Annotated in this window: 23 protein-coding genes; 9 read left to right on the top strand and 14 right to left on the bottom strand. The window is 60.7% G+C overall.

Annotated elements, in window-relative coordinates:
- The first annotated feature begins 389 nt into the window (after window positions 1-389).
- Both VEB01_RS17875 and VEB01_RS17880 read left to right on the top strand, forming a co-directional pair.
- On the top strand, window positions 390-611 hold the full coding sequence (locus VEB01_RS17875) for a type II toxin-antitoxin system HicB family antitoxin (RefSeq protein WP_324877809.1): 222 nt from the start codon (window positions 390-392) through the stop codon (window positions 609-611).
- Window positions 608-799, top strand: coding sequence for a type II toxin-antitoxin system HicA family toxin (locus tag VEB01_RS17880; RefSeq protein ID WP_324877811.1), 192 nt, complete (start codon window positions 608-610; stop codon window positions 797-799). The genes VEB01_RS17875 and VEB01_RS17880 overlap by 4 nt, the downstream gene beginning before the upstream one ends.
- Before the next feature lie 60 nt (window positions 800-859).
- Here the strand turns inward: VEB01_RS17880 and hypE are convergent, their stop codons facing one another.
- The 4 genes from hypE to hypF all read right to left on the bottom strand — a co-directional run bounded on the left by hypE (window position 860) and on the right by hypF (window position 5,748).
- On the bottom strand, window positions 860-1,915 hold the full coding sequence (gene hypE, locus VEB01_RS17885) for a hydrogenase expression/formation protein HypE (RefSeq protein ID WP_324877813.1): 1,056 nt from the start codon (window positions 1,913-1,915) through the stop codon (window positions 860-862).
- Window positions 1,905-3,017, bottom strand: coding sequence for a hydrogenase formation protein HypD (gene hypD / locus VEB01_RS17890; protein ID WP_324877815.1), 1,113 nt, complete (start codon window positions 3,015-3,017; stop codon window positions 1,905-1,907). Before hypD ends, hypE begins: the two co-directional genes overlap by 11 nt.
- Window positions 3,014-3,259, bottom strand: coding sequence for a HypC/HybG/HupF family hydrogenase formation chaperone (locus VEB01_RS17895; RefSeq protein WP_324877817.1), 246 nt, complete (start codon window positions 3,257-3,259; stop codon window positions 3,014-3,016). The genes hypD and VEB01_RS17895 overlap by 4 nt, the downstream gene beginning before the upstream one ends.
- 161 nt (window positions 3,260-3,420) lie before the next feature.
- Window positions 3,421-5,748: a carbamoyltransferase HypF gene (hypF, locus tag VEB01_RS17900; protein ID WP_324877818.1), complete on the bottom strand. Its 2,328-nt coding sequence runs from the start codon at window positions 5,746-5,748 to the stop codon at window positions 3,421-3,423.
- A 124-nt stretch (window positions 5,749-5,872) separates the two neighbouring features.
- Between hypF and VEB01_RS17905 the strand changes: the two genes are divergently transcribed.
- The gene (locus VEB01_RS17905; RefSeq protein ID WP_324877819.1) at window positions 5,873-8,953 is read left to right on the top strand and encodes a DEAD/DEAH box helicase; all 3,081 of its coding nucleotides are present in this window, start codon (window positions 5,873-5,875) and stop codon (window positions 8,951-8,953) included.
- A 3-nt stretch (window positions 8,954-8,956) separates the two neighbouring features.
- Complete coding sequence (locus tag VEB01_RS17910) at window positions 8,957-9,796, top strand: SWIM zinc finger family protein (protein WP_324877820.1); 840 nt, start codon at window positions 8,957-8,959, stop codon at window positions 9,794-9,796.
- Window positions 9,797-9,923: 127 nt separating this feature from the next.
- On the opposite strand, the gene VEB01_RS17915 is transcribed toward VEB01_RS17910, so the two are convergent.
- The 6 genes from VEB01_RS17915 to VEB01_RS17935 all read right to left on the bottom strand — a co-directional run bounded on the left by VEB01_RS17915 (window position 9,924) and on the right by VEB01_RS17935 (window position 16,616).
- On the bottom strand, window positions 9,924-11,444 hold the full coding sequence (locus tag VEB01_RS17915; protein ID WP_324877821.1) for a SulP family inorganic anion transporter: 1,521 nt from the start codon (window positions 11,442-11,444) through the stop codon (window positions 9,924-9,926).
- Between the two features lie 184 nt (window positions 11,445-11,628).
- Window positions 11,629-11,934 carry a DUF6429 family protein gene (locus tag VEB01_RS23175; RefSeq protein WP_475442179.1) on the bottom strand — a complete coding sequence of 102 codons (306 nt, stop codon included), beginning with the start codon at window positions 11,932-11,934 and terminating at the stop codon, window positions 11,629-11,631.
- Between the two features lie 481 nt (window positions 11,935-12,415).
- Window positions 12,416-13,858 carry a DsbA family protein gene (locus VEB01_RS17920; RefSeq protein WP_324877823.1) on the bottom strand — a complete coding sequence of 481 codons (1,443 nt, stop codon included), beginning with the start codon at window positions 13,856-13,858 and terminating at the stop codon, window positions 12,416-12,418.
- A 9-nt stretch (window positions 13,859-13,867) separates the two neighbouring features.
- The gene (locus VEB01_RS17925) at window positions 13,868-14,515 is read right to left on the bottom strand and encodes a hypothetical protein (protein WP_324877825.1); all 648 of its coding nucleotides are present in this window, start codon (window positions 14,513-14,515) and stop codon (window positions 13,868-13,870) included.
- Window positions 14,516-14,521: 6 nt separating this feature from the next.
- Entirely contained in the window at window positions 14,522-15,406 is an 885-nt protein-coding gene (locus VEB01_RS17930; RefSeq protein ID WP_324877827.1) for an SGNH/GDSL hydrolase family protein, read from the bottom strand.
- 301 nt (window positions 15,407-15,707) lie between these two features.
- Entirely contained in the window at window positions 15,708-16,616 is a 909-nt protein-coding gene (locus VEB01_RS17935; RefSeq protein WP_324877829.1) for a sulfotransferase domain-containing protein, read from the bottom strand.
- Between the two features lie 277 nt (window positions 16,617-16,893).
- Here VEB01_RS17935 and VEB01_RS17940 point away from each other — a divergent pair, with 277 nt between their 5' ends.
- The 5 genes from VEB01_RS17940 (at window position 16,894) to VEB01_RS17960 (ending at window position 23,243) form a co-directional block, all read left to right on the top strand.
- The gene (locus VEB01_RS17940) at window positions 16,894-17,292 is read left to right on the top strand and encodes a hypothetical protein (RefSeq protein WP_324877830.1); all 399 of its coding nucleotides are present in this window, start codon (window positions 16,894-16,896) and stop codon (window positions 17,290-17,292) included.
- A 173-nt stretch (window positions 17,293-17,465) separates the two neighbouring features.
- Window positions 17,466-18,716, top strand: coding sequence for a TolC family protein (locus tag VEB01_RS17945; RefSeq protein ID WP_324877832.1), 1,251 nt, complete (start codon window positions 17,466-17,468; stop codon window positions 18,714-18,716).
- A complete protein-coding gene (locus VEB01_RS17950; RefSeq protein ID WP_324877834.1) occupies window positions 18,713-19,804 on the top strand; it encodes an efflux RND transporter periplasmic adaptor subunit in 1,092 nt (363 codons plus the stop codon). Before VEB01_RS17945 ends, VEB01_RS17950 begins: the two co-directional genes overlap by 4 nt.
- Complete coding sequence (locus tag VEB01_RS17955) at window positions 19,804-22,878, top strand: efflux RND transporter permease subunit (protein ID WP_324877845.1); 3,075 nt, start codon at window positions 19,804-19,806, stop codon at window positions 22,876-22,878. The genes VEB01_RS17950 and VEB01_RS17955 overlap by 1 nt, the downstream gene beginning before the upstream one ends.
- Before the next feature lie 62 nt (window positions 22,879-22,940).
- Window positions 22,941-23,243 (top strand): DUF3240 family protein, encoded by a 303-nt coding sequence (locus VEB01_RS17960; protein ID WP_324877836.1) that lies wholly within the window; start codon window positions 22,941-22,943, stop codon window positions 23,241-23,243.
- A gap of 63 nt (window positions 23,244-23,306) precedes the next feature.
- Here VEB01_RS17960 and VEB01_RS17965 read toward each other — a convergent pair whose 3' ends face one another.
- From VEB01_RS17965 to VEB01_RS17980, 4 genes are all read right to left on the bottom strand, one after another.
- Window positions 23,307-24,143 (bottom strand): transglycosylase SLT domain-containing protein, encoded by an 837-nt coding sequence (locus VEB01_RS17965; RefSeq protein WP_324877838.1) that lies wholly within the window; start codon window positions 24,141-24,143, stop codon window positions 23,307-23,309.
- A gap of 190 nt (window positions 24,144-24,333) precedes the next feature.
- Entirely contained in the window at window positions 24,334-24,927 is a 594-nt protein-coding gene (locus VEB01_RS17970) for a DNA-3-methyladenine glycosylase I (protein ID WP_324877839.1), read from the bottom strand.
- Window positions 24,906-25,733, bottom strand: a complete 828-nt coding sequence (locus VEB01_RS17975) for a PHP domain-containing protein (protein ID WP_324877841.1) — start codon at window positions 25,731-25,733, stop codon at window positions 24,906-24,908. Before VEB01_RS17975 ends, VEB01_RS17970 begins: the two co-directional genes overlap by 22 nt.
- A gap of 171 nt (window positions 25,734-25,904) precedes the next feature.
- The coding region (locus VEB01_RS17980) for an ABC transporter ATP-binding protein (RefSeq protein WP_324877843.1) at window positions 25,905-26,762 on the bottom strand (858 nt) is incomplete at its 5' end.

Raw genomic sequence — 26,762 nt, forward strand, 5'->3', positions numbered from 1 at the left:
TGCGTCAACGTATAGTTGATCTGGGTCACCAGCAAGTATTGGCAGTAATCCAGACGTGTGATGGGCTTCTTTTCCATCCCGCTCTGACGCGCTCCGCTCCAACAAGTGCCCTCCCAATCCCAGTTTTTGCGTAAGTCCTAATGTCTGACACGGAGGCTGTTGAATTTATTCGCCTCAAAATTGCTAAATGCGACGACTTCAACCGTCTTGTTTCCAAAGAAACTGGGCAGCCACTCCCAGCGTGGACAGGGCATGACTGATCTAATGTTTAACTTTGCGTTCCAGCGATTGATGCGCTTCGTGCCTCAGCACATCTTATGTAAGCTGAATTCAGACGTTACGCTCATAAAGAGCCAGCAACTATAATCCCGGGCAAGGAGGTACAAACTATGCAGGTTCAACTTACAGCCGTCTTTCGCAAGGTTCCCGAAGGCTACATTGCCTTCGTTGAAGAGTTGCCGGGGGCTAACACGCAGGGCGCTACTCTCGATGAAGCCCGTACCAATCTTGAAGAAGCAGTTGCTCTCGTATTAGAGGCGAACCGAGCGCTTGCCGAAGAGGATCTTCAAGGCGCGGAGGTAATTCGGGAACCGTTTCCGATCGTCGCGTGAAGCGGCTCGATCTTCTCCGTCACCTTGAAGCACACGGCTGTCGGCTCATTCGGGAAGGCGGCAATCATTCCGTTTACATCAATCCGGTGGCGCGTAAGGTCTCCGCAATTCCTCGTCACCGCGAAATCAACGAATTTCTCGCGAGCAAAATCCGCAAAGACCTCGACGTCCCATCGCCAAAAGCCTAATCGAGCGCTCAAGAGGGACGCGTCGGATTCGGTATTGGGCAGCACGTCGATGTTCGGAACCTAACAAATCCTCGGCAACTGCTCGCCGCTCAAGAGATCGAGTACGCGATGGGTGCCCAACGCTGTTTGCAGAGTGACAATCCCTTTCGAGTCCTCGCCGACTCTTCCGAGCAAGGCCGCGTTTGCCCCGAGCGGATGGCGTTTCATGATGTCCAGGGCGCCTGCGGCTTGCTCTTGCGGCACAAAGGCGGCAAAGCGGCCTTCATTGGCGACGTAGAGCGGATCGAAACCGAGGATTTCACAGGCGCCGCGCACGTCCTCCCGCACCGGGATCCTGGCTTCCGAAATCTCAACGGTCACCCTCGCTGTCTGCGCGATCTCGATCAGCGCGCTGGCCAGCCCCCCACGGGTGAGGTCACGGAGGCAGTGCAGCTCGATGCCGGCATCCAACAAACCACGCACGAGGCCCGACAGATCGGCGCAATCGCTTTCGATGGCGCTTTCGAAGGCCAGTCCCTCGCGCTCCGCCATGATGGCGATGCCGTGCCGGCCGATGTCTCCGCTGAGCAGCACGGCATCGCCGGGCTGCACGGAAGTGGGCGCAATTACGAGCTTATGCTCGATCAAGCCGATTCCCGCCGTGTTCACGTAAAGCCCGTCGCCCTTGCCTCGGTCCACGACCTTGGTGTCGCCGGTCACGATCAAAACGCCCGCCGCCCTCGCCGTTTCAGCCATGGAATGCAGCACGCGCTGCAAATCGGCGGTGGGCAGCCCTTCCTCGATAATCAGCGAAACGCTGAGAAACAAGGGCTTCGCACCGGCCATGGCCAGATCGTTGAGGGTGCCGCAGATAGCCAGTTTGCCGATATCGCCGCCGGGGAAGAACAAGGGCTTGACCACATAAGAATCTGTGGTGAAGGCGAAACGGCTGCCGCCCAGTTCGAAAACCGCGCTGTCGTGCCGCTCGGCGAGATAAGGGTTGGCGAACGCGGGCTGCACCAGTTTTTCCAAAAGCTGCTGCATCAGCCGACCGCCTCCGCCGTGGGCCATGACGATTTGCTCGTATTGGCCGATCGGCACGGGGCAGGATAGTTCGAGCTTCGGTTTATCGCTCATCGTTTTCCGGTGACGGCGTCGAGGAACGGTAGCGGTAATAGGCCGCGCAGGTGCCTTCCGAGGACACCATGGTCGCGCCCAGGGGATGTTCCGGCGTGCAGCGGGTGCCGAACGCGGGACACTCGGTGGGCTTGAGGATGCCTTGCAGCACTTGCCCGCTCAAGCATTCGGCGGGTTCGGCCACCCGGATCGCGTCGACCGCGAAGCGGCTTTCCGCATCGAGAAAGGCATACTCGCCGCTCAGCGAGAGTCCGCTCTGCGGAATCCAGTCGAGTCCGCGCCACTGCCGGTCGATCACCTGAAACACGCGGCGCATCAGGTCCTGAGCCGCAGGATTGCCTTCTTTTCGCACCGAGCGCCGGTACTCGTTCTCGACTTCGAAACGTCCTTCCTCCAATTGCTTCACGCAGCGATAGACGCCGCTCAGGACATCTATCGGCTCGAAGCCGGTGACGACAATGGGGATCCGGTAGCGCTCGGCGATAGGCTCGTATTCGGTGTAACCCATGACCGTGCAAACATGGCCCGCCGCGAGAAAGCCCTGTATCCGGTTGTCCGGAGATGCGAGGATCGCCTCCATGGCCGGCGGCACCCGCACATGGGAGACCAGCAGGGAAAAGTTGTCCACGCCGGTCCGGGCCGCTTGAAAGGCTGCCATGGCCGCGGCCGGAGCCGTGGTTTCGAAACCGACCGCGAAAAACACCACCTGCCGATCCGGGTTCTGGCGGGCGATCTGGAGGGCGTCCAATGGCGAATAAACCGTACGCACATCGCCGCCCGCCGCTTTCACCGAAAGCAAGTCCTGCCGCGAGCCGGGCACGCGCAGCATGTCGCCGAAAGAGCAGAAGACGACCTCGGCACGGCTGGCGATGGCAATGGCCTTGTCGATGTATTCCAGCGGGGTGACGCACACCGGACAGCCGGGGCCGTGGATCAGTTCGATTCGGTCGGGGAGCAGCCGGTCGATGCCGTATTTCAGAATGCTGTGGGTTTGTCCTCCGCAAACCTCCATGATCGACCACGGCCGGGTGGCGACTGCCGCAATGGCTCCGGCCAACTTGTGCGCCGTCTCCGGCGTGCGGTACTCGTCCAGGTATTTCATAACCTCTCGTTCTTCAGTGATGCGAGATTGGCGAATTCCGCCAGCGTGGCCTGCGCTTCCTCCTCGTCCAACTGCGAAATCGCAAAGCCGGCGTGAACGATGACGTAATCGCCGACACGCGCGTCCGGCGTGAACGCCAAGCTGATTTCCTTGACGACGCCGCCGAAGCTGACCCGCCCCATGCGTTCGAGCGACGGCGCTTCCGAAAGGCTGATGATTTGACCGGGCACGGCTAGGCACATGGTTTAATCCAAATGGTCTGGTTCGATTGGCGGGTGGTTATTGGTGAAAATCTGCGGCGTACGATGGAGGTCTTGGTCCCTAAGGACATCGATTGTCGTAGGTTGGGATAACGCGGAGCCGTTCCCGGCATTCCCGCGCCGTTTGCCGGGAACGCTTACGCTTATCCCGGCCTACAATGACCCGACAGTATTGGGTCTTGGTCCGGGCTGTCAAGGCGTCCTGCCGCCATCAGTTGTCCCAGCGCCAACCCGCCGTCGTTCGGGGGAATTTGGTGGTGGCGGAAAACTTCGAAACCGGCGGTCTCGAGGCCCGAGACGATCAGTTCGGTCAACAAACGATTCTGGAAAGCGCCGCCGCTCAATGCGATGCGCCGAACCCTCGCTTTCTGTGCGACGGCCACCGCAATATCGGCCAGCGTCCGGTGAAACTTCGCCGCGGGAACGGCTGGCGGCGAGCGCTTCACATCGTCGAGCAAAGCCAGCATCGTCGGTTCCCAATCGACAATCCAGCGCGGTTCCGAATCGGCATATGTTTCGATCAGCGAAAACGGGTAGCTTTCAACGGTTTCGGCTTGTTCGGCGGCGAATTCGACCGCCATTGCGGCGTCGCCTTCGAACCCGTTGATCTGGCGGAGATCGAGCAGGCTTGCGACGGCGTCGAACAAGCGGCCGACACTGGAGCAGCGCGGCGCGTTCAGTTCCCGGCTCAGCATTTGCGCCAGGGTCTTCAGCTCCTGGGGCGCAAAGGCCGCGATCGACGGCAGATCGGTGCGGTCAAGCGCCGCTTCGCCTATCGATTCGTACAAAAGACCGAGTGCGGATCGACGCGGTTCCCGTACCGCTTTTTCGCCTCCGGGCAGCGGGAACGATCGAAAATGGGCGATGCGGTTGAATTTGGTTGTCTCCACCACAAGAAACTCGCCACCCCACAGCGTCCCGTCGCCGCCCAACCCAAGACCGTCCCAAGCCATACCCAAAACCGGCGGCTCGAGGCCGTGTTCCGCCATGCAGGACAGCACATGGGCATAATGGTGCTGAACCCGAATGAGGGGTTTTTCGTATTCCTCGGCGAATCGGCTGGAGGCATAGTCCGGGTGTAGGTCGCAGGCCACCCGGTCGGGCAGAACTCCGAAAACGGCTTCGGTTTCGGCCACGGTTTTGCTGAAGTTCGACCGGGCTTCGGCGGTGTCGAGATCGCCGAGATGCTGGCTGATCACGGTGCGGCTGCCCAGGCTGAGCGCAATCGAGTTCTTGAGGTGCCCGCCCACGGCCAAAACGGATGGCAACGGCTTGTGGAGCTTCACGATCGGCGCATAGCCGCGCGCCCGACGCAGCAGCAGCTCCTGGCCGGCCACTTCGCGCAGCACCGAATCGTCCAAGGCTCGAAGAATGGGCCGGTCATGTACCAGAAAAAAATCGGCGACGTTCGCCAGCCGCAGCAAAGCCTCCCGCTCGTCGGTGCAGATCGGTTCGCCGCTCAGATTGCCGCTGGTGGCGACCAGGGGCGCTCCGAAACCTTCCAGCAAGAGATGATGGAGCGGCGAAGAAGGCAGCATCACTCCGAGATAGGGATTGTCGGGCGCGACGTTCGGTGCGATGGCCTTTTGTCCTTCGGGCCGCTGTCGCAGCAGCACGATGGGCGCGGAAGGGGAGTCGAGCAAGCTCTCTTCGAGCGCCGAGGTTTGGCAAAGCGATCGAGCTTGGGCGAGCGAGGACACCATCACGGCCAAGGGTTTGGATGGACGCGCCTTGCGGAGGCGCAACCGAGCTACGGCCGCTTCGCTTCCGGCGTCGACCAAGAGCTGAAAGCCTCCGATGCCTTTCAGCGCCACGATAGCCCCGGCGCGTAAAGCCGACACGGTTTGCCGCAGCGCCCCGTCGCGAACGGCGCACTCGCGGCCCTCGTCATCCCAAAGCGCCGGTTGCGGGCCGCAGGCGGGGCAGCAGATGGTCTGGGCATGGAAGCGCCGGTCGCCGGGGTTCTCGTATTCGGCGCGACATTCCGGGCAGAATCCGAAGGCTTTCATCGCCGTCCGCTCGCGGTCGAACGGCAAACCCGCCACGATGCTCCAGCGCGGGCCGCAGTGAGCGCAACTGATAAAGGGATAGCGGTAGCGCCGGTTCGCGGGGTCGATCAGTTCCGATAGGCAATCCGGGCACGGGGCGATATCCGGAAGCACGAATGCGGGATGGCCGCCGCGGATTTCGCTGGACTCGAGGGTGAACCGCTCGTAGCCGGCGGGCGGCATGGGGACCGCGTCGAGCGTCTCGATCTCGGCGTGGGGCGGCAATTCGCCGGTCAGCCGCGCGAGAAATCGCTGCAACGAGTCGCCGGGACCCTCGACTTCGATCGACACGCCTTCCCGCGTGTTCGCAACCCGGCCGTGCAGCGCCGATTCCAGCGCCAGCCGATACACGAAGGGACGGAAACCAACGCCCTGCAATAAGCCGGTCAGCTTGATGGATAAGCGTTGCGCTCGATCGTTCATGATGCTTTATTGGCGGGACGGATTGAAGCGGGTCGACCGCGGATGCAAGAAATAATGCACAGATCGGCGCAAACTGGCTCTTGCCGGGTAAAATAGCCGATTTTCGGCTTGCGAAATACGCGACATGAAAGTCCTGCACTGCACATGGATTCCCGAGTGTACCGACAAATTCGTCCAGCCGGGCGACTTCTGGCTGTGGATAGAGCGTAGCGGCGAACCGGTCGACCTCTCGGGAGCGGCGAATCGCCATCCCCGGCAGCTTGCCAAAGCGGAGCTGGTGGCTTTTCTCGAAGGCGAGCTGGGGCTGGATATCTCGCCCTATGAACGCCGGTTCCACTTTGCGCCGCAGACGGTCCTCTTGCCGACGGTCGCCGGAATGCCACTGTCGGTCTTGGAGTTCGAGAGCGGCTCGGATGAGGAGCCCGACGAGGTGGCCTTGGAGCACTGGGAAGTGGATTGCTACCGTCTGGCCCAACCCTTCAAGCAGCTCGGCGAATTGCGTTTTCTGTCGTTATACCGGACCTCTCAGGCAAAGGCGGGCGTCGATCTGCTGTTTTGGCATTACTTCACACAGTCGCTGAAGTCGGTGATCGTGAAAGATCGCTACATACCGGCGCTGTTCTATCGATCCATGCCGCCGGAAAGCTACGAAATCTATGCAGGCTGGGAAATCGTTTCCGACAATTACGAGCGGTTGATCCAGGATGCTGCAGAGCGGATGCCTCCCGTTTGCGCGTCGGCCGGCGGTCTAGTCTACGAGAAGAGCAGTCTGCTCAGGCATTGTGCCGATGTCCTGGTGCACCGTACCGTCGTCCAGGCGGCTTCCGCCACCAAGCTGGGCCGGAAGATCGAGGGCACGCTGTTGAATGCTTGCCGCACCGGCGCGCCGGCGGGCCATTCGTGGAAGGCCGATGAGGGCGTCGAGCTATACCGGCAGTGGCTCGGCTGGCGGCGCAAGCTGGTGGGGCGGCGCGAAGAAGCGGACTTCGAGTTGGTATTCCGGCTGCAGGAAGCGTCCAGTGAAGACGACGCCTGGCGATTGGAGATTCTTCTCTCTCCGCGCCGGGACCCGGCTTTGCGGTTGCCCCTGGCCGAATACTGGGCGCTTGGCGGCAACGGGAAACTGGCTTTCGCCGAGCCCGTCGGCCCAGATTTCGAGAAAAACCTGCTGCTCGGGCTGGGGCAGGCGGCTCGCATCTATCCCAAATTGTGGGAAGGCTTGGACGAAGCGCGTCCCACCGGCGTCGATCTGACCCTGGAGGAGGCCTTTGTGTTTCTTCAGGAGGATGCGTGGGTTTTGGAAGATGCCGGGTTTACCGTGATGGTGCCCACCTGGTGGACCCCGCAGGGCCGCCGGCGGGCCAGAATCCGCCTCCACGCCGGCCGCCGCGCGCCCTCGGACGCGGGCACTCGTCACGAGTTGGGGCTGCAGAACCTGATTGCCTACCGCTACGAGCTGGCGCTCGGAACGGAGACCATGAACGAGGCCGAATGGGAGCGGCTGGTCGAAAGCAAGACTCCGCTGGTTCAGTACCGCGGCCAATGGCTCACGCTCGATCGGGAAAAGATGCGCGCGATGCTGGAGTTCTGGCGCAAGCACCGGAGCGAGGACGGCGGCATGAGTCTTCCGGAACTGATGCGGAAGACGGCGGAAGATTCGGATCTTTTTGAGATCGATCCCCAGGGGGCATTGCTGGAGATGTTGGAAAAGCTCCGGGATCACAGCCGTCTGCAGCCGGTGGATGAGCCACCGGGCCTGGTCGCGCGGCTTAGGGATTATCAGCGGCGCGGGCTCGCCTGGCTGTGCTATCTGGAAAGCTTGGGTCTGAACGGATGTCTGGCGGACGATATGGGCTTGGGAAAGACGGTGCAGGTGATTGCACGCCTGGTCCAGGAACGGGCCGAGTCGGATCAGCAAACACCCACTTTGCTGGTCGTGCCCACTTCGGTGATCGGCAACTGGAAGAAAGAGCTCGAGCGTTTTGCGCCCGGCTTGCGCGCCATTGTCCATCACGGCGGCGGCCGTTTTCGGGAAACCCGAAGGTTTCGTGAGATTTGTCTGGAGCACGATGCGGTCATCACGTCTTATGCCCTGGTCCGGAGAGACGAGAAGCTCTTCTCGCAAGTCCAGTGGGCGCGGGTCGTGCTCGACGAAGCCCAAAACATCAAGAATCCCCTTTCCGCCCAGACCAAGGCGGTTTTGAGGCTCAACGCCGGGCATCGCCTGGCCTTGACCGGAACCCCCGTGGAAAACCGTCTGCTCGACCTCTGGTCGATTTTCAATTTCCTGAATCCGGGGTATCTAGGCAAGCAGGCGCAGTTCCGCCAGCGTTACGAGCTTCCCATCCAGCGGGACAACGATCCGATTCAGACCGAGACGCTGAAGCAATTGATCGAGCCCTTCGTCCTGCGGCGCGTCAAGACCGACCCCAACATCATCAAGGACCTGCCCGACAAAGTCGAAAACAAGCAATTCTGCCATCTCTGCAAAGAGCAAGCCTCGCTCTACGAGGCGGTGGTGCGGGATGTGGAGCAGCGCCTGATGATGGCCGAGGGTATCGGACGGCAAGGCTTGATGCTCTCCGCCCTGATGAGGCTCAAGCAGGTGTGCAACCATCCCGCCCAGTTTCTCCGCGACGGCAGCGAATTCACGCCTGAGCGGTCTCCGAAGCTCGACCGGCTGCACGACATGCTGACCGACGTGATCGCCGAGACTGAAAGTGCCCTGGTGTTCACCCAGTTTGCCGAAGTCGGTGAGAGCTTGGACAAATACCTGCGCAACGCCTTGGACTGCCCGGTGTTTTACCTGCACGGCGGAACGCCTCCCGCGAAGCGCGAGCGGATGATCTCCGAATTTCAGGATCCGGATACCGAACCGGGCGTGTTTGTACTATCCCTGAAGGCGGGCGGGGTGGGGATCACGCTCACCAAGGCCAATCACGTCTTTCACTTCGACCGCTGGTGGAATCCGGCCGTCGAGGACCAAGCCACCGACCGCGCCTTTCGCATCGGGCAGCGCAAGAACGTCTTCGTCCATAAGTTCATCACGCTTGGGACGCTGGAAGAGCGTATCGACCGCATGATCGAGGATAAGAAACAGATGGCTTCGCTGATCGTCGGGAACGATGAATCCTGGCTGACCCGATTGGACAACGAGGCATTCAAGGAACTGATCGCTTTGAATCGCCAAGCGGTGATGGAGTAGGCCATGAGCACTTTCGGCAAAACCTGGTGGGGCCAGCGCCTGATCGAGGCGACGGAGACGTTTACCGATCCGAAGCGGCTGATTCGCGGGCGCCAGTATCTCAGTACCCACCGCATTCTCGGATGGCAGGTGGAGCGGAACAAAGTCCAGGCGCGGGTGCGGGGACGGATGAGCCCTTATCTCGGGTTTTACGAGGAGCCCGTCTACGAAATCCGTATCGAGTTCCTTCCCCTGCCGGAGTCCGCCTGGGACAGCGCCATCCGCCTCATCGGGGACCGAGCGGGTTTTCTCGCCCGCCTGCTGCTCAACGAGATGCCGGACGAGATCGAGAAGCCGTTCGACGATTTGGGGATCGATCTTCTGCCGCGGAGCCGCAAAGATCTAAAGGCCCGCTGCTCTTGTCCCGATCCGGAAAACCCGTGCAAGCATATCGCCGCGCTTTATTACCTGCTCGCCTCGCGACTGGATCACGATCCCTTCTTGTTGTTCGAATTACGCGGGCTCCCTCGCTCCGAACTCGCCCGGCGGCTCCAAGCTACGCCCTTGGGTGCGGCGCTGGCCGTCGCCCTGACCGAGGATGCGGGAGAACTGCGTTCGGCGGAATCCTATTTCAGCCGTCCCAAGCCCATCGCCGTGCCCGAGACCGTTGCTCCCAAAGACTATTGGCGTAGCGCCAAAAAGCTGCCCTCCGGGGTCGAGCCCCCGGAACCCGCCCCGGTCTCGGGAATTCTGGTCAAGAAAGGCGGCGATTTTCCGCCGTTCTGGCCCAAGGACGTGTCCTTCGTCGAAGTGATGGACGCGTTTTACGAGCAGGTCAGAAAGAGGGCGAAGGATTGGATGTGAACGATGGTCGACAGGGCAAAAATGTCGGCCTTGCCTGCCATCGTCTATGCAAGCTCCCCGTTTATCGTTTCGCCAGCAAGCGCGTTCGTCTTGAAGGATCGGTTAAGCCGTTGCGACTCCGAGAAAATCAGCCCAGCTCATCGGCTGCGATATGGTAGTGCGGATCTTCCATCACGTTGACCTCAATCATGCCTTTTGCCTTTTTCAGCAATTCCAGGCAGTCCGGGCTCAGATGGCGCAGATGCAGACGTTTCCCCAATTGCTGGTAGCGGTCGGCCAGGGTGTCGATGGCTTCCAGCGCCGAATGATCCATCACGCGGGAGTTGCGGAATTCCGCCACGACATGCTGAGGATCGTCTTGTGGCGAGAACAGACTTAGAAACTCCGCCGTCGAAGCGAAGAATAGCGAGCCTTGCAGTTCATAGATTTTCCAACCGTCGGCATCGATACTGGTCTTGGCGCTGATGTGCTTGGCGTGCTCCCAGGCGAACACCAGCGCGGCGATAACGACACCGGCGAAGACGGCGATGGCGAGGTCCGTCAATACTGTGACAACGGTCACGGCAACGACGATGAACGCATCGGAGCGCGGTATCTTGCCCAGCACTCGAAGGCTGCCCCATTCGAATGTCTTTTCCGCGACCACGAACATCACGCCGATCAGCGCTGCGAGCGGAATTTTCTCGATCCAGCTCGAACCGAACAGGATAAAGCTCAGCAGAAACAACGCCGTGGCGATGCCCGACAGCCGTCCCGTGGCGCCGTTGTTCACGTTGATCATGCTTTGGCCGATCATGGCACAACCGCCCATGCCCCCGAAACAGCCGGTGACCACGTTGGCGAGTCCCTGAGCCATGCACTCCCGGTTCGGCCGTCCGCGCGTATCGGTCATGTCATCGATCAGGTTCAGCGTCAGCAGCGATTCGATCAGCCCGATGGCCGCGAGAATCACTGCATAGGGAAGGATGATCCTCAGAGTATCCAGGTTCAACGGTACATCCGGCCAGTGGAACGCCGGGAGGTCGCCCTTGATCGAGCCCAAATCGCCGACGGTCTTGGTCTCGATACCCAATCCCGCCACCAGCGCCGACACGACCAGAATGCCGGCCAGCGAGGCGGGAATGGCGCGGGTCAGCTTGGGCAGCAGGTAGATGATGAACATGGTGAGCGCAACCAGTCCCAGCATGGTATAGAGCGGCGTCCCCGCCAACCATTGCATTTGTCCCTCGGGCCCCGGCGTTTTGAAATGGCCGAACTGTGCCAGGAAAATGACGATGGCCAAGCCGTTGACGAAGCCGAGCATGACCGGATGCGGCACCATGCGGATGAACTTGCCGAGTTTCAGCACCGCGAACAGCATCTGCAAGATGCCCATCAATATGACCGTGGCAAACAGATACTCGACACCGTACTGAACGACCAGAGCCACCATCACCACCGCCAAGGCACCGGTAGCACCGGAAATCATGCCAGGGCGTCCGCCAAGGGCCGAGGTGATCAGTGCGACCATGAACGCCGCGTAAAGGCCGGTCAACGGATGGACGTGAGCCACCAGAGCGAAGGCGATGGCCTCCGGCACCATGGCCAGAGATACCGTAAGTCCGCTAAGCAAGTTGTTTTTGGTGTCGGACAGATTGAAGGCGGACAAGGTGATTTCTCCAAAAAAAAGCAAATCGCACCCGCGAGGCGGAGCGCCCGGCGAAAAAGATGACTTTGGGCTAAAACGGAAACGTAGCCTGCGAGTGATGCAGGCAGGCGGGAGCGACAGTTATGGCGGCGTTAAATGCGAGATGAGCATGAAGGAGAATATTGATCGCTCTATTTCATGGAAGTTAATAATCTAGCGACTGAATCGCTGATTGTCGAATAAATAGATTGTTTCTAAGATTATTGAATATCGATGCGTAAGAATCGGATAAATCGCTGTTCGAGTTGCTGCTTTGTGAAGAGCTTGCAAAAAGACGCTCACCCTTGCGTAAACCCTTCTCGGTGAACGTGACCGACTTGGCCTTTCCGACCGGGTTCAAGATATACCCTTTCTCATGAAGCCGATTCATAACGTCGCAATCAAGGGATTTCCACGCCCGAACATTGTCGTGAAGGCTTAGATACCGCAAAGCGAACGCCGCTTCGTCGATTTTTCTCGGGAGTCTATTTCCAGCAGCTCAGAGGACAAACACCCGGTTGCCCGGTGATGTCTCCATAACTTTAAGAAACTGCTCGAAATCCTCTTGTTTGGGCACCTGAAAATCGACCGGAATAGGTGATACTTTATGCCCAGCGACCAGACAAAGTCGGCTTCATTCGCCTGGCAATTCCGCGGATTCGGCAATCCAAGATGGATGACGACTTCGAAGGCGCTTGCACCAGCAGCCAGAGCTGCTCCTCCGCGGGTTGACCGGCAGAGGCCGCCTCTTATTCCGACGTGAGCGAGCCACTCGAAGCGCTCGCACACTTTCCCGAGGACCGACGGGCACGCCGTGCGGTCCTCGTCCGGAATGAGAATATTTCCCGTGCCGTGACACAGGGTACCGGCCTATTTCAGCCCCAGTTGTCTACATGGCTCAAGCAGAGATGACCATGCTGGAATGTGAGAACTGACCCCGTTTCCATTCAGCGTTAATGCGGTAAAACCCCGCGCTTAACAGGATGCTGCTGATCCCACGGCATTCTCTGGTGCAGGATTCTAGTCAGGCTTTCGGCCGACTGCATGCCCGAGAGGGGGATGCCTTGGGCGACATAGGATGGCGCCTCCTCGAAGCCGAAGTCGCGCGCCTGTGCGGTATCCCTCGCGATGGCCTCGCCGATCTCCGTGGAGGAAAGGCACTGTATTAAAGCGGCCGGATCGATACCCAGCCTGCCAGCGAGCAAGGGGAGGGAATCGTCTTTGTACCAGACCTCGCCGAAGGCCGGGGGATCCCGCGTCAGAAGCTCGTTGCGCATGCGCTGGAAGGCACCCAGCCGGTCGGCACAGCGGGACAAGCGGGCCGCCTCGCTGGCCACGGGATCGTACACCGGGATAAAGTCGCGGAAGATGACGCGTACTTTTCGATCGGCGGCCAGAAGCCGGTCGATCTCCCGATGGGTGATCCGGCAAGGCGTGCAGCGGTAGTTGGTGTAGATGACGAGGCGCAGTCCGTCCTGTGCGCCCAAGACGGGGGCATTGGCCTCGCTCATGGGAAGACGGGGTGGAGAGGGCTCCTTGAGCAGGATGTCTATGCGGGCCGAGGCTCGCCGCCTCTCGATCAATGCCATGCGGCGGGTATAGGCCTTGCGGAACGCCAGGTATTGGCGGGCGCGTTTGGCGTCCGATACCGGCCGGTCCGCCGCACTTTCCGCCTTGATAAAGGCATTCAACTCCTCTTCGCTGATGATTGCGTCCTGCATTATTTTTGCCAGTAAATCCTCTTTGGTGACACTACGTCGCCGAGCCTCCTCGTTCAGGAGCCGATTCTCGATGGCCGTCTCGATATTGCGCTGGCGCTCGAGATAGATCTCCTTTCTCAGCCGATAGAGGCGAAGCGCAGCGGCTTGCTCGAGCGCTCCAGCCGGGATGGGGATATCATCCACCAGCGCCACGGTTCGTCCGGGGGGCAGAGGCTGTTCAAGGTCCCGCCCTTCCGGGAGCAGGATCTTAATGGCATGGCCTTCCCTAAGATGGCGGCGCGCCTCGGTTTCCACGGTTTCGAGCGCTTTCTGCTCCAGATAGTGCCGGATTGCGGGCTGCGCTGCAGCCGGATTGCGCGTGGTCTCGATGGGGGCGAAGGGCCCTTCGAAGTCTTCCGTCCGTGAGGAGCGCAAGGCGCGGATCGCTTCATCCGTGATCGGCTTGGACGAGTGGGATTTCGTCGCAGGTGAGGACGCTTGAAGGTACCGGTCGATCAGCCGATCAAGCGTGCGGATAGCCTGGTCGACCAATGCTTCGTGCAATCGGACGATCTTCGGGCGCGAGGGCGCGTCGATCTCGGATAGCGAAAGCGCCTGGCCATTTATTCTAACCGCCACCTCATCTGCCAGAGCGGCCGAGGTTCCGGCCAAGAGCATCAGGAGAATGATCCACATTGAGCAATATTATCGAAGCGATCCGCTAGGCTCGACCGGATGGACTTCCTCGATGGGATTGCCGTCGAGTCCCCGCAAGAAATCCGAGAAGCCGATGCCGAGTTCCTCGCGAAAAAGGCGATCCGATTCCACCAGCACGAGCGTGCGCGCCAAGTGATCGCGCAGGGAATCGGGATCTTGGGGATCGAGAAATTCCGAGCGCAATCCGGCGGAGGCATCGCGCAACCGCCGTAGAGTCTCAAGCAGCCGCTCCATCCGCTCGGGGCTGAGCCTTTGACCCAGACGCCGCTCCACCTCGTGCTCAAGCGCGCTGCTGACCAGGGCGTCCCATTGCTCGTAGCGCACAGGATCAAACTCGACATCGGGATCGGGAGGAGGCGGAGAAATTATTGGCGCAGAAATCGGACGAGGTGGCGTGTAGCTTGGAGCCGCCGGGGTTGTGACCGGAATGGACGGGGAGGAGGCCGCCGGCTGCGGCGGAGTCAGGGATTCCAGTCGGGTGCGCAGCATCGCGATTTCACGTTCCGCCTTCTGAGCGCACGCCTGCCAATGTTCGACCTCATCGTCGACTGGAACCGGCGGCGAATGACCAAACAGGAGTACCGCGATCGCGCCCGCCACTCCTGCGCCCGATAAAAACGCGGCGATCCGGCTCATAACGGTTTAGTCGGGTTCCTGATGCTCCTTGAATGGACCGTTATTCCAAGTCTCCCTGGAGAGAATCTTCTGCCCTTCCCAAGAACTATGGAAGCAGTCGAGGTTGGAGAGTTCGCTCTGCGTGAAAGGATAGGTGAAGCTTACGTCGGTAAAGGAGATGAACTTGTCCGGATTCTGCGCGGCCTTGCTCCCGGTGACTTCCTGGAGGATCTGGTTGTACGCCATGATGCGGGACAGCGCAAAGGCCCGATCCGCATCGGTCGCCTGAGGCGAGAGCACCGAGCCGCAATTGCCCGTCCTCGCCCAAACGTCCGGGCAATCGACGAGCCCCAGCGCCCGTTTGTCCCGACCTTGGTTATAGACCGCCGCGATATTGGGGATCGCCACCACCTGGACGGTGGCGCCCGCAGCCAAATTCGCCAGCAGGGTATCCAAGCCGCCCTCGAACCGCGTCCTGAACTGCTCATCAGTCGGAAGATCGGCGATGGAATCCTTGCAAACATCATTCGCACCCAGCAGCACCGTGGCATACGTCACGTTCCTGCCGGCCGTTCCAGAGGCTTGAGCCGTTAGATTGCCCATCGTCGCACCGTTTTCGGCCGCCGTCTGATTGTTGCGATCGCTATCTCCGAAGTTGGCATCGATGCGCTGGTTATGCGACTCGACATCGGGCAAATCGAAGAGATCCTCCCAAAAGCCATGATAACCATTCACCCAGCTCAGGTTCGGGTTATCCAAAGGTATGTTGGCATTGAATGCCCGCGTCATGGAATCGCCCATCGAAAAGAGCCGCTTCGGGTCGCTTTGGCCCGGTTCAAGAGCTAGAGCCGAGCCCACCTCGAGGAACGCCGTCAATAAGGTTCCCGATGTGAATAGACTATGAGTTCTCATAGCTATCTCCTACGCGAAAGGATTTCTAAGTGACTAATGACAGGTGAGGAAGTTCATAAACCGCCCCGTTTCAGCACGAAGCCGGCCGACTCGGATTCATTCGGCAGCGCCGAGGGAATTGGTGCGTACCGATGGATGCGGGTCCGAAAAATGGGATCAGGCTTTGCGTTTTTGCTGTTCCTGATGGGGCGTCTGGTTTCGGTAAGTTTCGAGAATCGCTACTGGTGGCCTTAAACAGAAAGTCTGATCCCACTTTTCGGTAGGCTGGATAGGCGCTTCGCGGAAACCCAGCTTATGGAACTCAGTCCGTTGTCCCTCCCGATGCGAGCCAACGCGCGCATTCGGTTCCCAACTCCGCGACCGCCCGCGATTCGTACTCGCGCACATCGTCTGCTGTCAGGGTATCCATCCAGCGGCCATTCGTCCCCTTGTTGATGAAGACCTGAGCGCCCCCGTCCCAGAAGACGCCCCCTAGGGGAGCGCTTTTGGGCGCGTTCTGCTTCATCCAATTGAAGGAACAATACTCGACGACAGCCTCCCATCTCGATTCGTCTATCGGGATGTCGAGGAACCCCGCGATACGGCGCATCTGGCCCGGCATGTCCCGCTTCAAGTCGGCGAAATGGACCAGCAGGACATTGGGCAGATTCCTGATGTCCCACCAGCTACGGACATGTTCCCAGAAGGGCCAGAAAGGGTGGCCATCCCGATCCATCCAGTCGCGCCAATACGGCCGGATGTCATCGGGCGGAGGTTCGATCGGAGGGCCCACACGCCCGGGCGTATCGTTCAGCGCCTCATACCAAGCCTGATTGGCATTCGCGTGGTGGTTGTACAGGCTCCATACGACGTCTCGCCCATCTCGTCCGACGTAGATGTACTTTGCCCGGGGCGAGAATACGAGGGCGTTTACGGGCAGGTGCGTCTTGAGGAATCGCCTGTGGGTCTGTGCCTCCACGACCGGCAGCTTTTCTTCCTTGGGCGGAACGCGCAGGTCGAGCCATGGAGACATCGTCGCGACCTCGATGTCCGGGTTACCACCGAAGAGCAGCTGACCTATGATCTGCTGCATCCAGGTCGTCCCGGATTTCCCGTATGTCGCGATGATGATGTCGTCGTTCCGGAACTGAAAGTCGTTCCAGATTGCAGAATTGAAATGATGATTGTGGATCTCGCGCGTCTTCGTCGGCCATTCAACGGTCTGGACCATGCGTTCACATCTCCTGCTTGATGGTGATTGTCGTCTGACGTCGAAAATCAGCGGACGACAAAAATTCCGTGGACTGGGTTGCGGGACGAAACCCAGCCGATGGATGCTGGGTTTCCGCTCGCGAGCGCCCCGCCAGCCATAATGAACTCGCCGGTGGCCGTCGGGCCACAAAGCCATAAGATTTTCAACTATATAATGCGTTGTCGGATTTTTTCTAACTTTCATCAGGACTATACTGTACAGGTTTCTCCTGGCCGCCCGATTGTCGAATTAATTTGTGACCACCCCCGTCCCTCGCATGATTCTTTTCGGCCTCTTGACGCTGATGCAAGTCATCGCGCCGTGGGTCCATGCGCACACCGGGGGCGAAACGGGCGGTTTTCTGCATGTTCCGGGCTTGGAGTTCCTCGCGAAGGGCGAGAAGGTATTGGCCCAGCTCGATACCTCGCCAATCGATCAGGACGTGATTGTTGGCGTTCAGGCCGGATTTTGGGGGGAGATCCATAAAGCCAAGTTTTCGCCGACCGCAGACGATCAGCCCTGTCTTCTTTTCATTGCCGCGTCGATCCGCCGGCCACAACTGGCCGCAGACCTGTCCTCTTTCGACAATTCACCCCCGCCGTCCTCGCACGCCTACCCTAAAGCCGCTCCGCGCGCGCCTCCTTTAAAATCTTGAGTCTTTAGCCTTTCAAGGGACTTTCGCTCTCTGTCCTTGGCTCCACTCTCGCCTGCCGCCAAGAATCATATGGAGGGGATTGCCTGCCGTCAGGCATGGAGGTATGGAAACGCTTCCCGTCAAGCCGAGCCATGGATCGCCGACGTTCCGATCCGTGACATTGGGAGAATAATATGAAGTTTCTAGTGCGTGCGGCCGGCGTAGCTTGCGTCTTCGTTGCCGCGTCCGCCGGTTCCGAGGAACGGCTCGCCGAGCATTACGATACGGTAACGTTCGACGAGTCCTTGAGTCTTACGCAAGTCGTCGAGAACGCTTTTCAGAAATATCCGCAAAGTGCGTTGATCGCCGCGTTCGAAGAGGAAGCGGGCGCATTGGAGCGGCGCAGCGCCAGTTGGGTCGCCGGCTATCCCTCGGTTTACCTGCAATGGATAGACGACCGGGCGATCGACGACCGGGGTCAGATAGAGATCCAGACCGGCTACCAGATTCCGTTTTGGATGTGGGGGCAGCGGGCGGCAAGCAAGCACGTCGCTCAGGAGGCCAAGCAAAGCGCCGATTTGTTCGCGCAGGCGCTCAAGCACGAGGTGGCCGGCCTGGTGCGGGATGCGCTGTGGAATTTGAAGCTGTTGGAGAATCGCTACGAGCTGGCCCGGCAGATTCACGATGTGGCCGGACAACTGACGGCCGTGGTGCAAAGGCGGGTCGAATTGGGCGATTTGGCCCGTGCCGACCTGCTCATGGCGGAGAGCGACGAGCTGGAAAAGAAAACTATTCTGGCGCAGGCGGAGGCCGAGCTGATGCATGGCCGCCAGGCCTACAGCAATTTGACGCGCCTGGAGCGCGCTCCCAAGTCTTTCGACGAGAAGCAGAGCCCAGTGGCAGAGATCGCCGAGCGGCACCCAGCGGTAGCCGCGGCCAATGCGATGGTCGAGCGCGCCCAGGCGGAAGTCGAATTCACCCGCGAATCCAAACAGGGCAACCAGCCTTCGTTCCTCATCGGCACCCAGCACGATCGGGGCAGGCAGGGAGACAAATTCAACAACTCAACCAATCTGGTGCTGCAAGTTCCCATTGGCGGCGAGACTTACAACGCGCCTTACGTGGCGCAGGCCAATATTTCGCTGACCCAAAGGATCGCCGAGCGGGAGGGCTTGATGCGCCAGCTGGAAAGAGCGCTGCACGAGGCCATCCACCGATTGGAGGTGGATCGTGCCGCCCTTGAAATCGCCGAGCGGCGCAAGGAAATCGCTGAAACCCAGCTCAGGATGAGCCGTCTCGCCTTCGATACGGGGGAGATTGCCTTGATCGATTACCTGAAGATTCAGAGTACCGCCCAGGCGGCCATTCGTGATGCCGCCGAGCGCGCCATTCTGTTGCAGCGGGATACGGCGTTCTATAACCAGGTGGTGGGGGTGACGCCATGAGAGCGGTTTGGCTATTGATGCTGTTTTGGATCGGTGTGGCCGCCATCGCTGCGGAAGATACGGTTCGACTGAACGACGAGCAGGCCCGACATTTGGGCATTCGGACGGTCAAGCCCGAGGAGGTGACCGCCATGCCGCTGGCTCGGGCGCCGGCTCGGGTCGTTCTGCCGCCGCAGAAGGAATTCGTCGTCAGTTCGCCCCAGGCCGGCGTGATCGGCAACGTGGCCGTGCCCTTGGGCGTAAAGGTTAAGCAAGGCCAAGTGCTCGCCAAAATCCAGAGCCCCGATCTGCTGGCCTTGCAGCGGGAACTGCTGGACGCCGCGTCCGAGTTCAGTCTGGCTCAAGCCCGGCTCCAGCGAGATCAAACCCTGCTTCAGGAAGGCATCATATCCCGCCTCCGCTGGCAGGAAACCAAGGGTGATTTCGACAAGGCTCAAGCCGCGTTGGGGGCGGCGGAACAAACCCTGGCCGCCTCCGGCTTGGCCAATGCCGAGATTCAAAAGCTCAGGGCCAACCGCCGGATGAGCAGCGTGCTGGAAGTGCGCGCCCCCATCGACGGCGTGGTTCTGGAGCGCATGGCCGTGGTTGGGCAGCGGGTGGACCGGCTGACGCCATTGTTCCGAGTCGGCAAGCTGGACGAGTTGTGGCTGGAGGTCAACATGCCCCAGGAGCGCCTGCACGAGATCAAGATCGGCGACCGCATCAGCCTGGAAAATATCAGGGCCACAGCCCGCATCATCGAGGTCGGCCAGCACGTCGACCCGGAGAGCCAGAGCGCTCTGGTGCGAGCCGTGGTCGATAGCGAGGCGGAGGCTCTGCGGCCCGGCATGCACATCAACGTGCAGTTGATGCACCGGAGCACCGACCGCATCTTTCGGGTACCTGTCGCGGCGGTGTTCAGTCATGAGGGCAAGAACTACGCGTTTGTGAAAACCGCCGCGGGCTTCGAAGCCCGCGAAGTGGCGGTGGCCGGGCAGGAACCTTACAGCATGGTGATCCACGAAGGGCTGGAGCCTGGCGATGAGGTGGCCGTTCAGGGCGTGGCCGCGCTGAAGGCCGCCTGGCTCGGCATGGGGGAAGGAGAGTGATCGCGCGCCTGATCCAGTTCGCCCTGACCCAGCGTCTGTTCGCCCTGCTGACCGCCCTGCTTCTGGCCGGTGCCGGCTGGTTCGCCGCGGCCAATCTTCCCATCGACGCCTTCCCCGACGTGTCGCCTACTCAAGTCAAGATCATCGTCAAGGCGCCCGGCATGACCCCGGAGGAGGTGGAAGCGCGCATCACGGCGCCCGTTGAGGTGGAAATGCTCGGCATCCCCAAGCAGACCATGCTCCGCTCCATCGCCAAATACGCCCTCACCGACATCACCATCGACTTCGAGGAAGGCACCGATATCTACTGGGCGCGGCAGCAGGTGGCGGAGCGCCTGAGTGGCGTTTGGGGCAACTTGCCGGCCAATGTGGAAGGCGGCATGGCGCCCATGACCACACCCTTGGGCGAGATGTTCATGTTCACGGTAGAGGGCGACGGTTTGAGCCTCTCCGAGCGGCGGAGCCTCCTGGACTGGGTGATCCGTCCGGCGCTGCGCACCGTGCCCGGCGTCGCCGACGTGAACGCCCTGGGCGGGATGGTGCGGAGCTTCGAGGTCATTCCCGACAACATGCGCATGGCGGCTCGCGGGGTGAGCATCGGGGAACTGACCGACGCGCTCAAGTCCAACAACCGCAACGACGGCGCCGGACGTCTGGCCCAGGGCGAAGAAGCGCTCCTGGTGCGCGCCGAGGGGCGCATCGTGGACCTGGACGACGTGCGCACCATCGTCGTGGCGGAGCGGAACGGCATTTCCATCACCGTGGGCGACGTGGCCGACGTCCGCATCGGCGCCCTGACCCGCTACGGCGCCGTAAGCCAGAACGGGCAAAGCGAAGTGGTGGAAGGTCTGGTGCTGAGCCTGCGCGGAGCCAATGCCCGCCAAGTGGTGGAAGGCGTGGAGCAGAAGCTGGAGGAAATCAAACCCGCCCTGCCCAAGGAAGTGAAAGTCAGCGTGTTCTACAACCGCGGCGACTTGGTGGGGAAAGCCATACACACCATCGTCCGGGCCTTAATAGAGGCCACCGTGCTGGTGTTGATCCTGCTGATCCTGTTCCTCGGCGACCTCAGGGCCGCGCTGACCGTCGCCTTCATCCTGCCCATGGTCGCCTTGTTCACTTTCCTGCTGATGCACCAGTTCGGTCTGACGGCCAATCTCATGAGCCTCGGTGGCCTCGCCATCGCCATCGGCAAGCTGGTCGATCCGGCGGTGGTGGTGGTGGAGAACATCACCTCCCATCTGGCCGAACACGGCAAGACAAATCGGCTGCCCCGGCTGCACGTCATCTACCGGGCCATGCGCGAAGTCACCGCGCCCGTGGTCTCGGGGACGATCATCATCGGCATCGTGTTTGTGCCGCTGTTCTCCCTTCAGGGATTGGAAGGCAAGCTGTTCAAGCCCGTGGCCTTCACCAACGTATTCGCCATGAGCGGTTCGCTGATCTTCTCGCTGATCGTGATCCCCGTTCTGGCCTCTTTCCTGATGAAGCACGTCAAGCACGAGGAACCCTGGCTGGCGCGGAAGCTCCTGGCGCTGTATCGCCCGGCCCTAATCTGGTCCCTCGCCCATAGCCGCACCGTTTTGCTCTGCGCGGGGCTGCTGCTGCTGTCCACTGTGGGCGTCTATTTCCAGATCGGCAAGACTTTCATGCCCACCATGGACGAGGGGGACATCATTGTGCAGGTGGAGAAACTGCCGTCCATTACGCTGGAGCAATCGGTGCGGCTGGACGAGCAAATTCAGAAGGCTCTCCTGGAGCACGTGCCGGAAATCACGCGGATCACGGCCCGCGTGGGGGCGGACGAAATCGGCCTGGACCCCATGGGGCTCAACGAAACCGACACGTTCATGGTGCTGAAGCCCGAGGCCGAATGGCGCATGGGCAGCAAGGAGGCGCTGATCGAGGAAATCCGCAAAGTCCTGGACACTATTCCCGGCATCGCCTACGGCTTCACCCAGCCGATTCAGATGCGGGTCACCGAGATGCTGACCGGGGTGCGCGGCGACGTGGCGGTGAAGCTGTACGGCCCGGAGCTCGCCGTGCTCAACGCCAAGGCCGAGGAAATCGCCGGGGTGATGCGGAAGGTTCCCGGCGCTTCGGACGTGTTCACCATTCGCAACGAAGGCATGCAGTACCTGGTGGTGAAAGTGGACCGGCTGGCTGCGGGACGTTTGGGGCTGGATTCCGATTCTCTGGCCGACACCCTGCGGGCGCAGATCGAGGGACTCAAACTCGGCATCGTCCAGGAAGGCATCCGCCGCACGCCCCTGCTGCTGCGGGGCTCGGGCGAGCCGGCCACCATGTCCACCCTGCAGATCGCCCTGCCCGATGGGCGGCGGGTGCCGTTGTCGGTGGTCGCGAAAATCGAGCTGGTGGAAGGCGTGGTGGCGGTCAACCGCGAGCGCGGGCAGCGCTACACGTCGGTGCGCAGCAACGTCGAGGGACGGGACCTGGTGGGTTTCGTGGACGAGGCGAAACAGGCCGTGGGCGATCAGGTGCAGCTACCCACCGGCTACTATATCCAGTGGGGCGGACAGTTCGAAAACCAGCAGCGCGCCGCCGCCCGTTTGGCCGTGGTCATCCCGGTGTCCATCGGGCTGATCTTCCTGCTGCTCTTTTCCACCTTCGGCTCGGCGCGCCAGGCCATCCTGGTTCTGGCCAACGTTCCCCTGGCGCTCATCGGCGGCGTGTACGGGGTGTGGATTTCCGGGGAATATCTCTCCGTGTCGGCCTCGGTGGGCTTCATTTCCCTGCTGGGCATCGCGGTGTTGAACGGGGTGGTGATGGTGAGTTACTTCAACCAATTGCGGGCCTTGGGGCTGCCCATGGACGAGGTGGTGGTGGTGGGCGCCATGCGCCGGCTCCGGCCGGTGCTGATGACCGCCGGCATCGCCGCCTTCGGGCTCATTCCGCTGCTGTTCGCTACCGGTCCCGGCTCGGAAATCCAGCGGCCCTTGGCGGTGGTCGGCGTCGGCGGGCTGTGTACCTCGACCCTGCTGACTTTGGTGCTGTTGCCTATTCTCTACCGTCGTTACGGCGAGGCAAAATCTCCTCTCCCTGAGGGAGAGAGTTAAGGCCGGGGGATCAACACAAGGCTTTCTTCCTTAACCCGACAATACCCATTCGGACAATCATCATGAGCGAATTCTTTCTCCTCACTCTGATAGCCCCGCCCAGCCTCGAAGAGCCGCTGGTGGACTGGCTACTGCAATACGAGCACCCGAGCGGTTTCAGCAGCTTTCCGATTAATGGCCATTCGAGCCGCCCGGAAAGCTTGACCTTGGTCGAACAGGTGACCGGACGCAAGCGGCAGATTCAGTTCGAGGTGCGGCTCGCTGGTCCCGATCTGAATGAGTTGCTGGATCGACTAAAAAAGGATTTCGCGGAATCGGCGATGCGCTACTGGGTTTCGCCGGTCGTCGATGGCGGGCGGCTTTGAGGTTATGACAAAAACCTACTGCGCGGCCCGAAGGGCAAGCTTCAGGACGGATGGGAAGTCCCGTTAAAACACGTGATGAGCCGTTAGCGGCGGCGGTACGGGATGAACGGTTTTTTGGTAAGCCGCCAGAATGCGTCGCACGTAGTTGCGGGTTTCCTGATACGGCGGAACGCCGTGATATTGTTCCACGGTTCTCTCCCCGGCGTTGTAAGCGGCCACTGCCCATTCGACGTTACCCTCGAAATGCCGCAACAGCCAATGGAGATAGGCGGTTCCGCCCTTGATGTTCTCCACCGGGTTCCAGATGTCCTTGATGCCGAAACGCTCTGCCGTCGCGGGAATCAGTTGCATCAATCCCTGGGCATTCTTGGGTGAAAGCGCGGCTGGATTGAAACTGGATTCCGCCTGGATCACGGCCAGCACCAGCTGCGGGTCGATGGAATATTGCGGCGCGATTTGGCTGACCCAGCTTTCGACGAGCTTGCGGTTCGGGTTGGATCTGGGCTCGATGCTTGCCGTAACCGGTACCGGATCGGGCTGACAGGCGGGGTCGTCCACCGGGGTTATACCTTGGTAGCGCACCAGCATGCGCGCCGCATAGGCATCGCCGTTTTTGGCCGCGCGCAGGAACCAGCCCACGGCGACATCGGCCTTGCGGGAAAGTCCCCGGCCGTTGAAATACATCCAGCCGAGGTTGTATGCCGCTTGCGAATCGCCGAGCAACGCTGCCTTGCAGTAAAGACGATAAGCCTCGGCATAATCCTGTTTGATGCCTCGGCCGTGCTCGTGGCGCAGCGCGAGTGTGCGCAGCTCGCTTGCCTCCTGGATGCTGTCCTGTGCCAGGGCAAGTGTCGCGCTGATGCTTAGCAGCCAACCAAGCAAGAATCGAATCAAAATCACGTATTGCTCTCCGACATCAATGGCACTGATGTAGGCAGCTTGTGTGCCAAAAGGCTGGAAAGCTTGTGTAGGCTGCAATCCCGGGGTGAGGCCATGGCCCGGAGCCGCAAACTGTAAAATTTTCCGAACAATCGCCCGTATTCGGGGACGGAAAGAACGGGTAATTGAGGCGGGACGTGTAAAGCGGGTTTTACGGTGAGCCGAGCGTGTGCAGTTGGCCCCAGCGGAAACAGTCGACGGTGTGATCGTTGACCATGCCGGTCGCCTGCATGAAGGCATAACAAATGACGGAGCCGACGAAACGGAACCCGCGTTTCCCGAGGTCCTTGCTCATGGCGTCGGACTCAAGCGTTCGGGCCGGCACTTCCGCCATGCTCCGCCAGGCGTTTTGCCTCGGACAGCCGTCGACGAAGCGCCAGATGTAGGCGTCGAAGCTGCCGAATTGCTCTCTCACCTCCAGAAATCGGTGGGCATTGTTTACCGATGCGGCGATCTTCAGGCGGTTGCGAACGATGCCGGAATTGCTCAGCAGCTCAATCGTTTTGCTTTCGCCGTAACGGGCAACACGTTCGGCATCGAAGCCGTCGAAAGCCGTGCGGTAGGCATCTCGCTTACGGAGGATGGTCGTCCAGGAAAGTCCCGCCTGCGCGCCTTCGAGAATCAGGAATTCGAACAGCAGACGGTCGTCATGGACGGGCGTTCCCCATTCGTGGTCGTGATAAGCCCGTTCCAGCGCGCTGCGCTCGGCCCAGGCGCATCGGTTCAACTGTTCCAGAGGGACCATACCGGCGTTAGGTTGGATGGAAGCGGCGGTAGTCGGCCCAGTTTCACCCAGACCGTCTCCGGGCTGTGGAAGTCGGAGCCGCAGGAGGCGCACAATTCGAAACGCCGCGCGTATTCGGCGCTGGATTGAGTCTCGCTTGGAGAGGCGGTTCCCGAAACCACTTCGAGAGCCGCGCCTCCGCATTCCTTGAATTCGCCGATCAGCCGCCGCATCCAACTGGCCGTCAGCTTATAGCGCTGGGGATGGGCGAGTACGGCGACCCCACCCGCCTCGCGAATCCAGTCGATGACGTCCGCCATCTCGGCCCATCGGGTCGGGACGTAGCCCGGTTTGCCGCGGGTCAGAAAGCGCTCGAACACGTCTTTTACACTTCCTGCCAATCCAAGACTGGCGAGATATCGTGCGAAATGGGTGCGTGTGATCATGCCGTCGCCGGCCATTTCCCGTGCGGCTTCGAAGGTGCCGGGGACGCCGTAGCGGTCGAGCCGCCGGCCCATTTCCTGCGCCCGTTCGTCACGGATTGCCTGTAGCCGGGCCAGGCCCTGCTTTAAAACATCGCAGTCCGGATCGATGCGCAAACCGACGATGTGGATGGTTTTATCCGCCCAGGTTGCCGATACCTCGACGCCGGGAATTAACCGAATGCCGGCCTCAAGAGCGGTAACCTCCGCCTCGGCCAAGCCTGCGGTGGAGTCATGGTCGGTGAGGGCAAGGGCGGTGACGCCTGCGGCCCCGGCCTGGCGAACCAATTCGGACGGCGAATAGGCGCCGTCGGAGGCGGTGGAATGGGTGTGGAGATCGTACACGGACACGCCCGAAGTTTAACCCTGGAAAGCCGCCCATTGTACTCGATTACGGTCCTCGTTTTTGGCTTCGTAAAGCGTTTCGTGCGCTCGATTGAAAGAGCTTCCGGGGAAAGGATCTTCGCTTTTTTGCCGCCCAGCATGTCCGGTATCCCGATTGATGGCGCAGTCCCCTTAGAACGTGAGCGACATGTCCCGGCCAGCCGGCACGGCCGATTTCTCTCCGTAGAGCCGCGCGTATAAGCCTTCGCCGGAGATCAGGGTCTCATGATCGCCTTGCTCGCAAATGCGTCCGTCCTCGAATACGTAAATGCGATCGGCATGTTTGATCGCGCTCAGACGATGGGCGACGATGAGCGTCGTGCGGTTCTTGAGGAATTCATCCAAACCCTCGTACAAACGCGTCTCGGTTTCGTTGTCGATGGCCGAGCTCGCTTCGTCGAGAATCACCACCTTGGGATCGGCCAGGATCATACGGGCTATCGCCAGCCGTTGACGCTGTCCTCCGGAAAGCCGCATGCCCAGCCGGCCTACGATGGTATCCAACCCATCACGGCAATCCTCCACCGCGTCCCTGAGTTGGGCGATCTCGAGCGCGCGCCAGAGTTCCGTGTCCCTCGCCGGACGGCCGAGCGTCAGGTTGGCGCGGACCGTGTCGTTGAATAGCACCGGATGCTGCAACACGGTGACCACGTGTTCGCGCACCACGTCCATGCCGATTTTGTCCATCGGCGCGCCATTGAAATAAATCATGCCCGAGCTCGGTGGGTAGAGGCCGATCAACACCTGTACCAAGGTCGATTTGCCGCCGCCGCTCGCGCCGATCAGGGCGATTTTCTCTCCGGGCCGAATATCCATGGAGATGCCGCGCAAAACCACGTTGCCATTGGGGTAGTGCTTCGCCACGGTAGCAGTGCAATGTTTGGTCATGTCTTGGGTCTGATGATTGTCTGGAAGCCAGGAGACGATCATGCGAACCCAGAAATACGCAGTGAAACTGACGGCCGAGGCGCGCTCGGCCGTGGAACGCTT

The sequence above is a fragment of the Methylocaldum sp. genome, from assembly GCF_035627495.1.
Taxonomy (GTDB): Bacteria; Pseudomonadota; Gammaproteobacteria; order Methylococcales; family Methylococcaceae; genus Methylocaldum.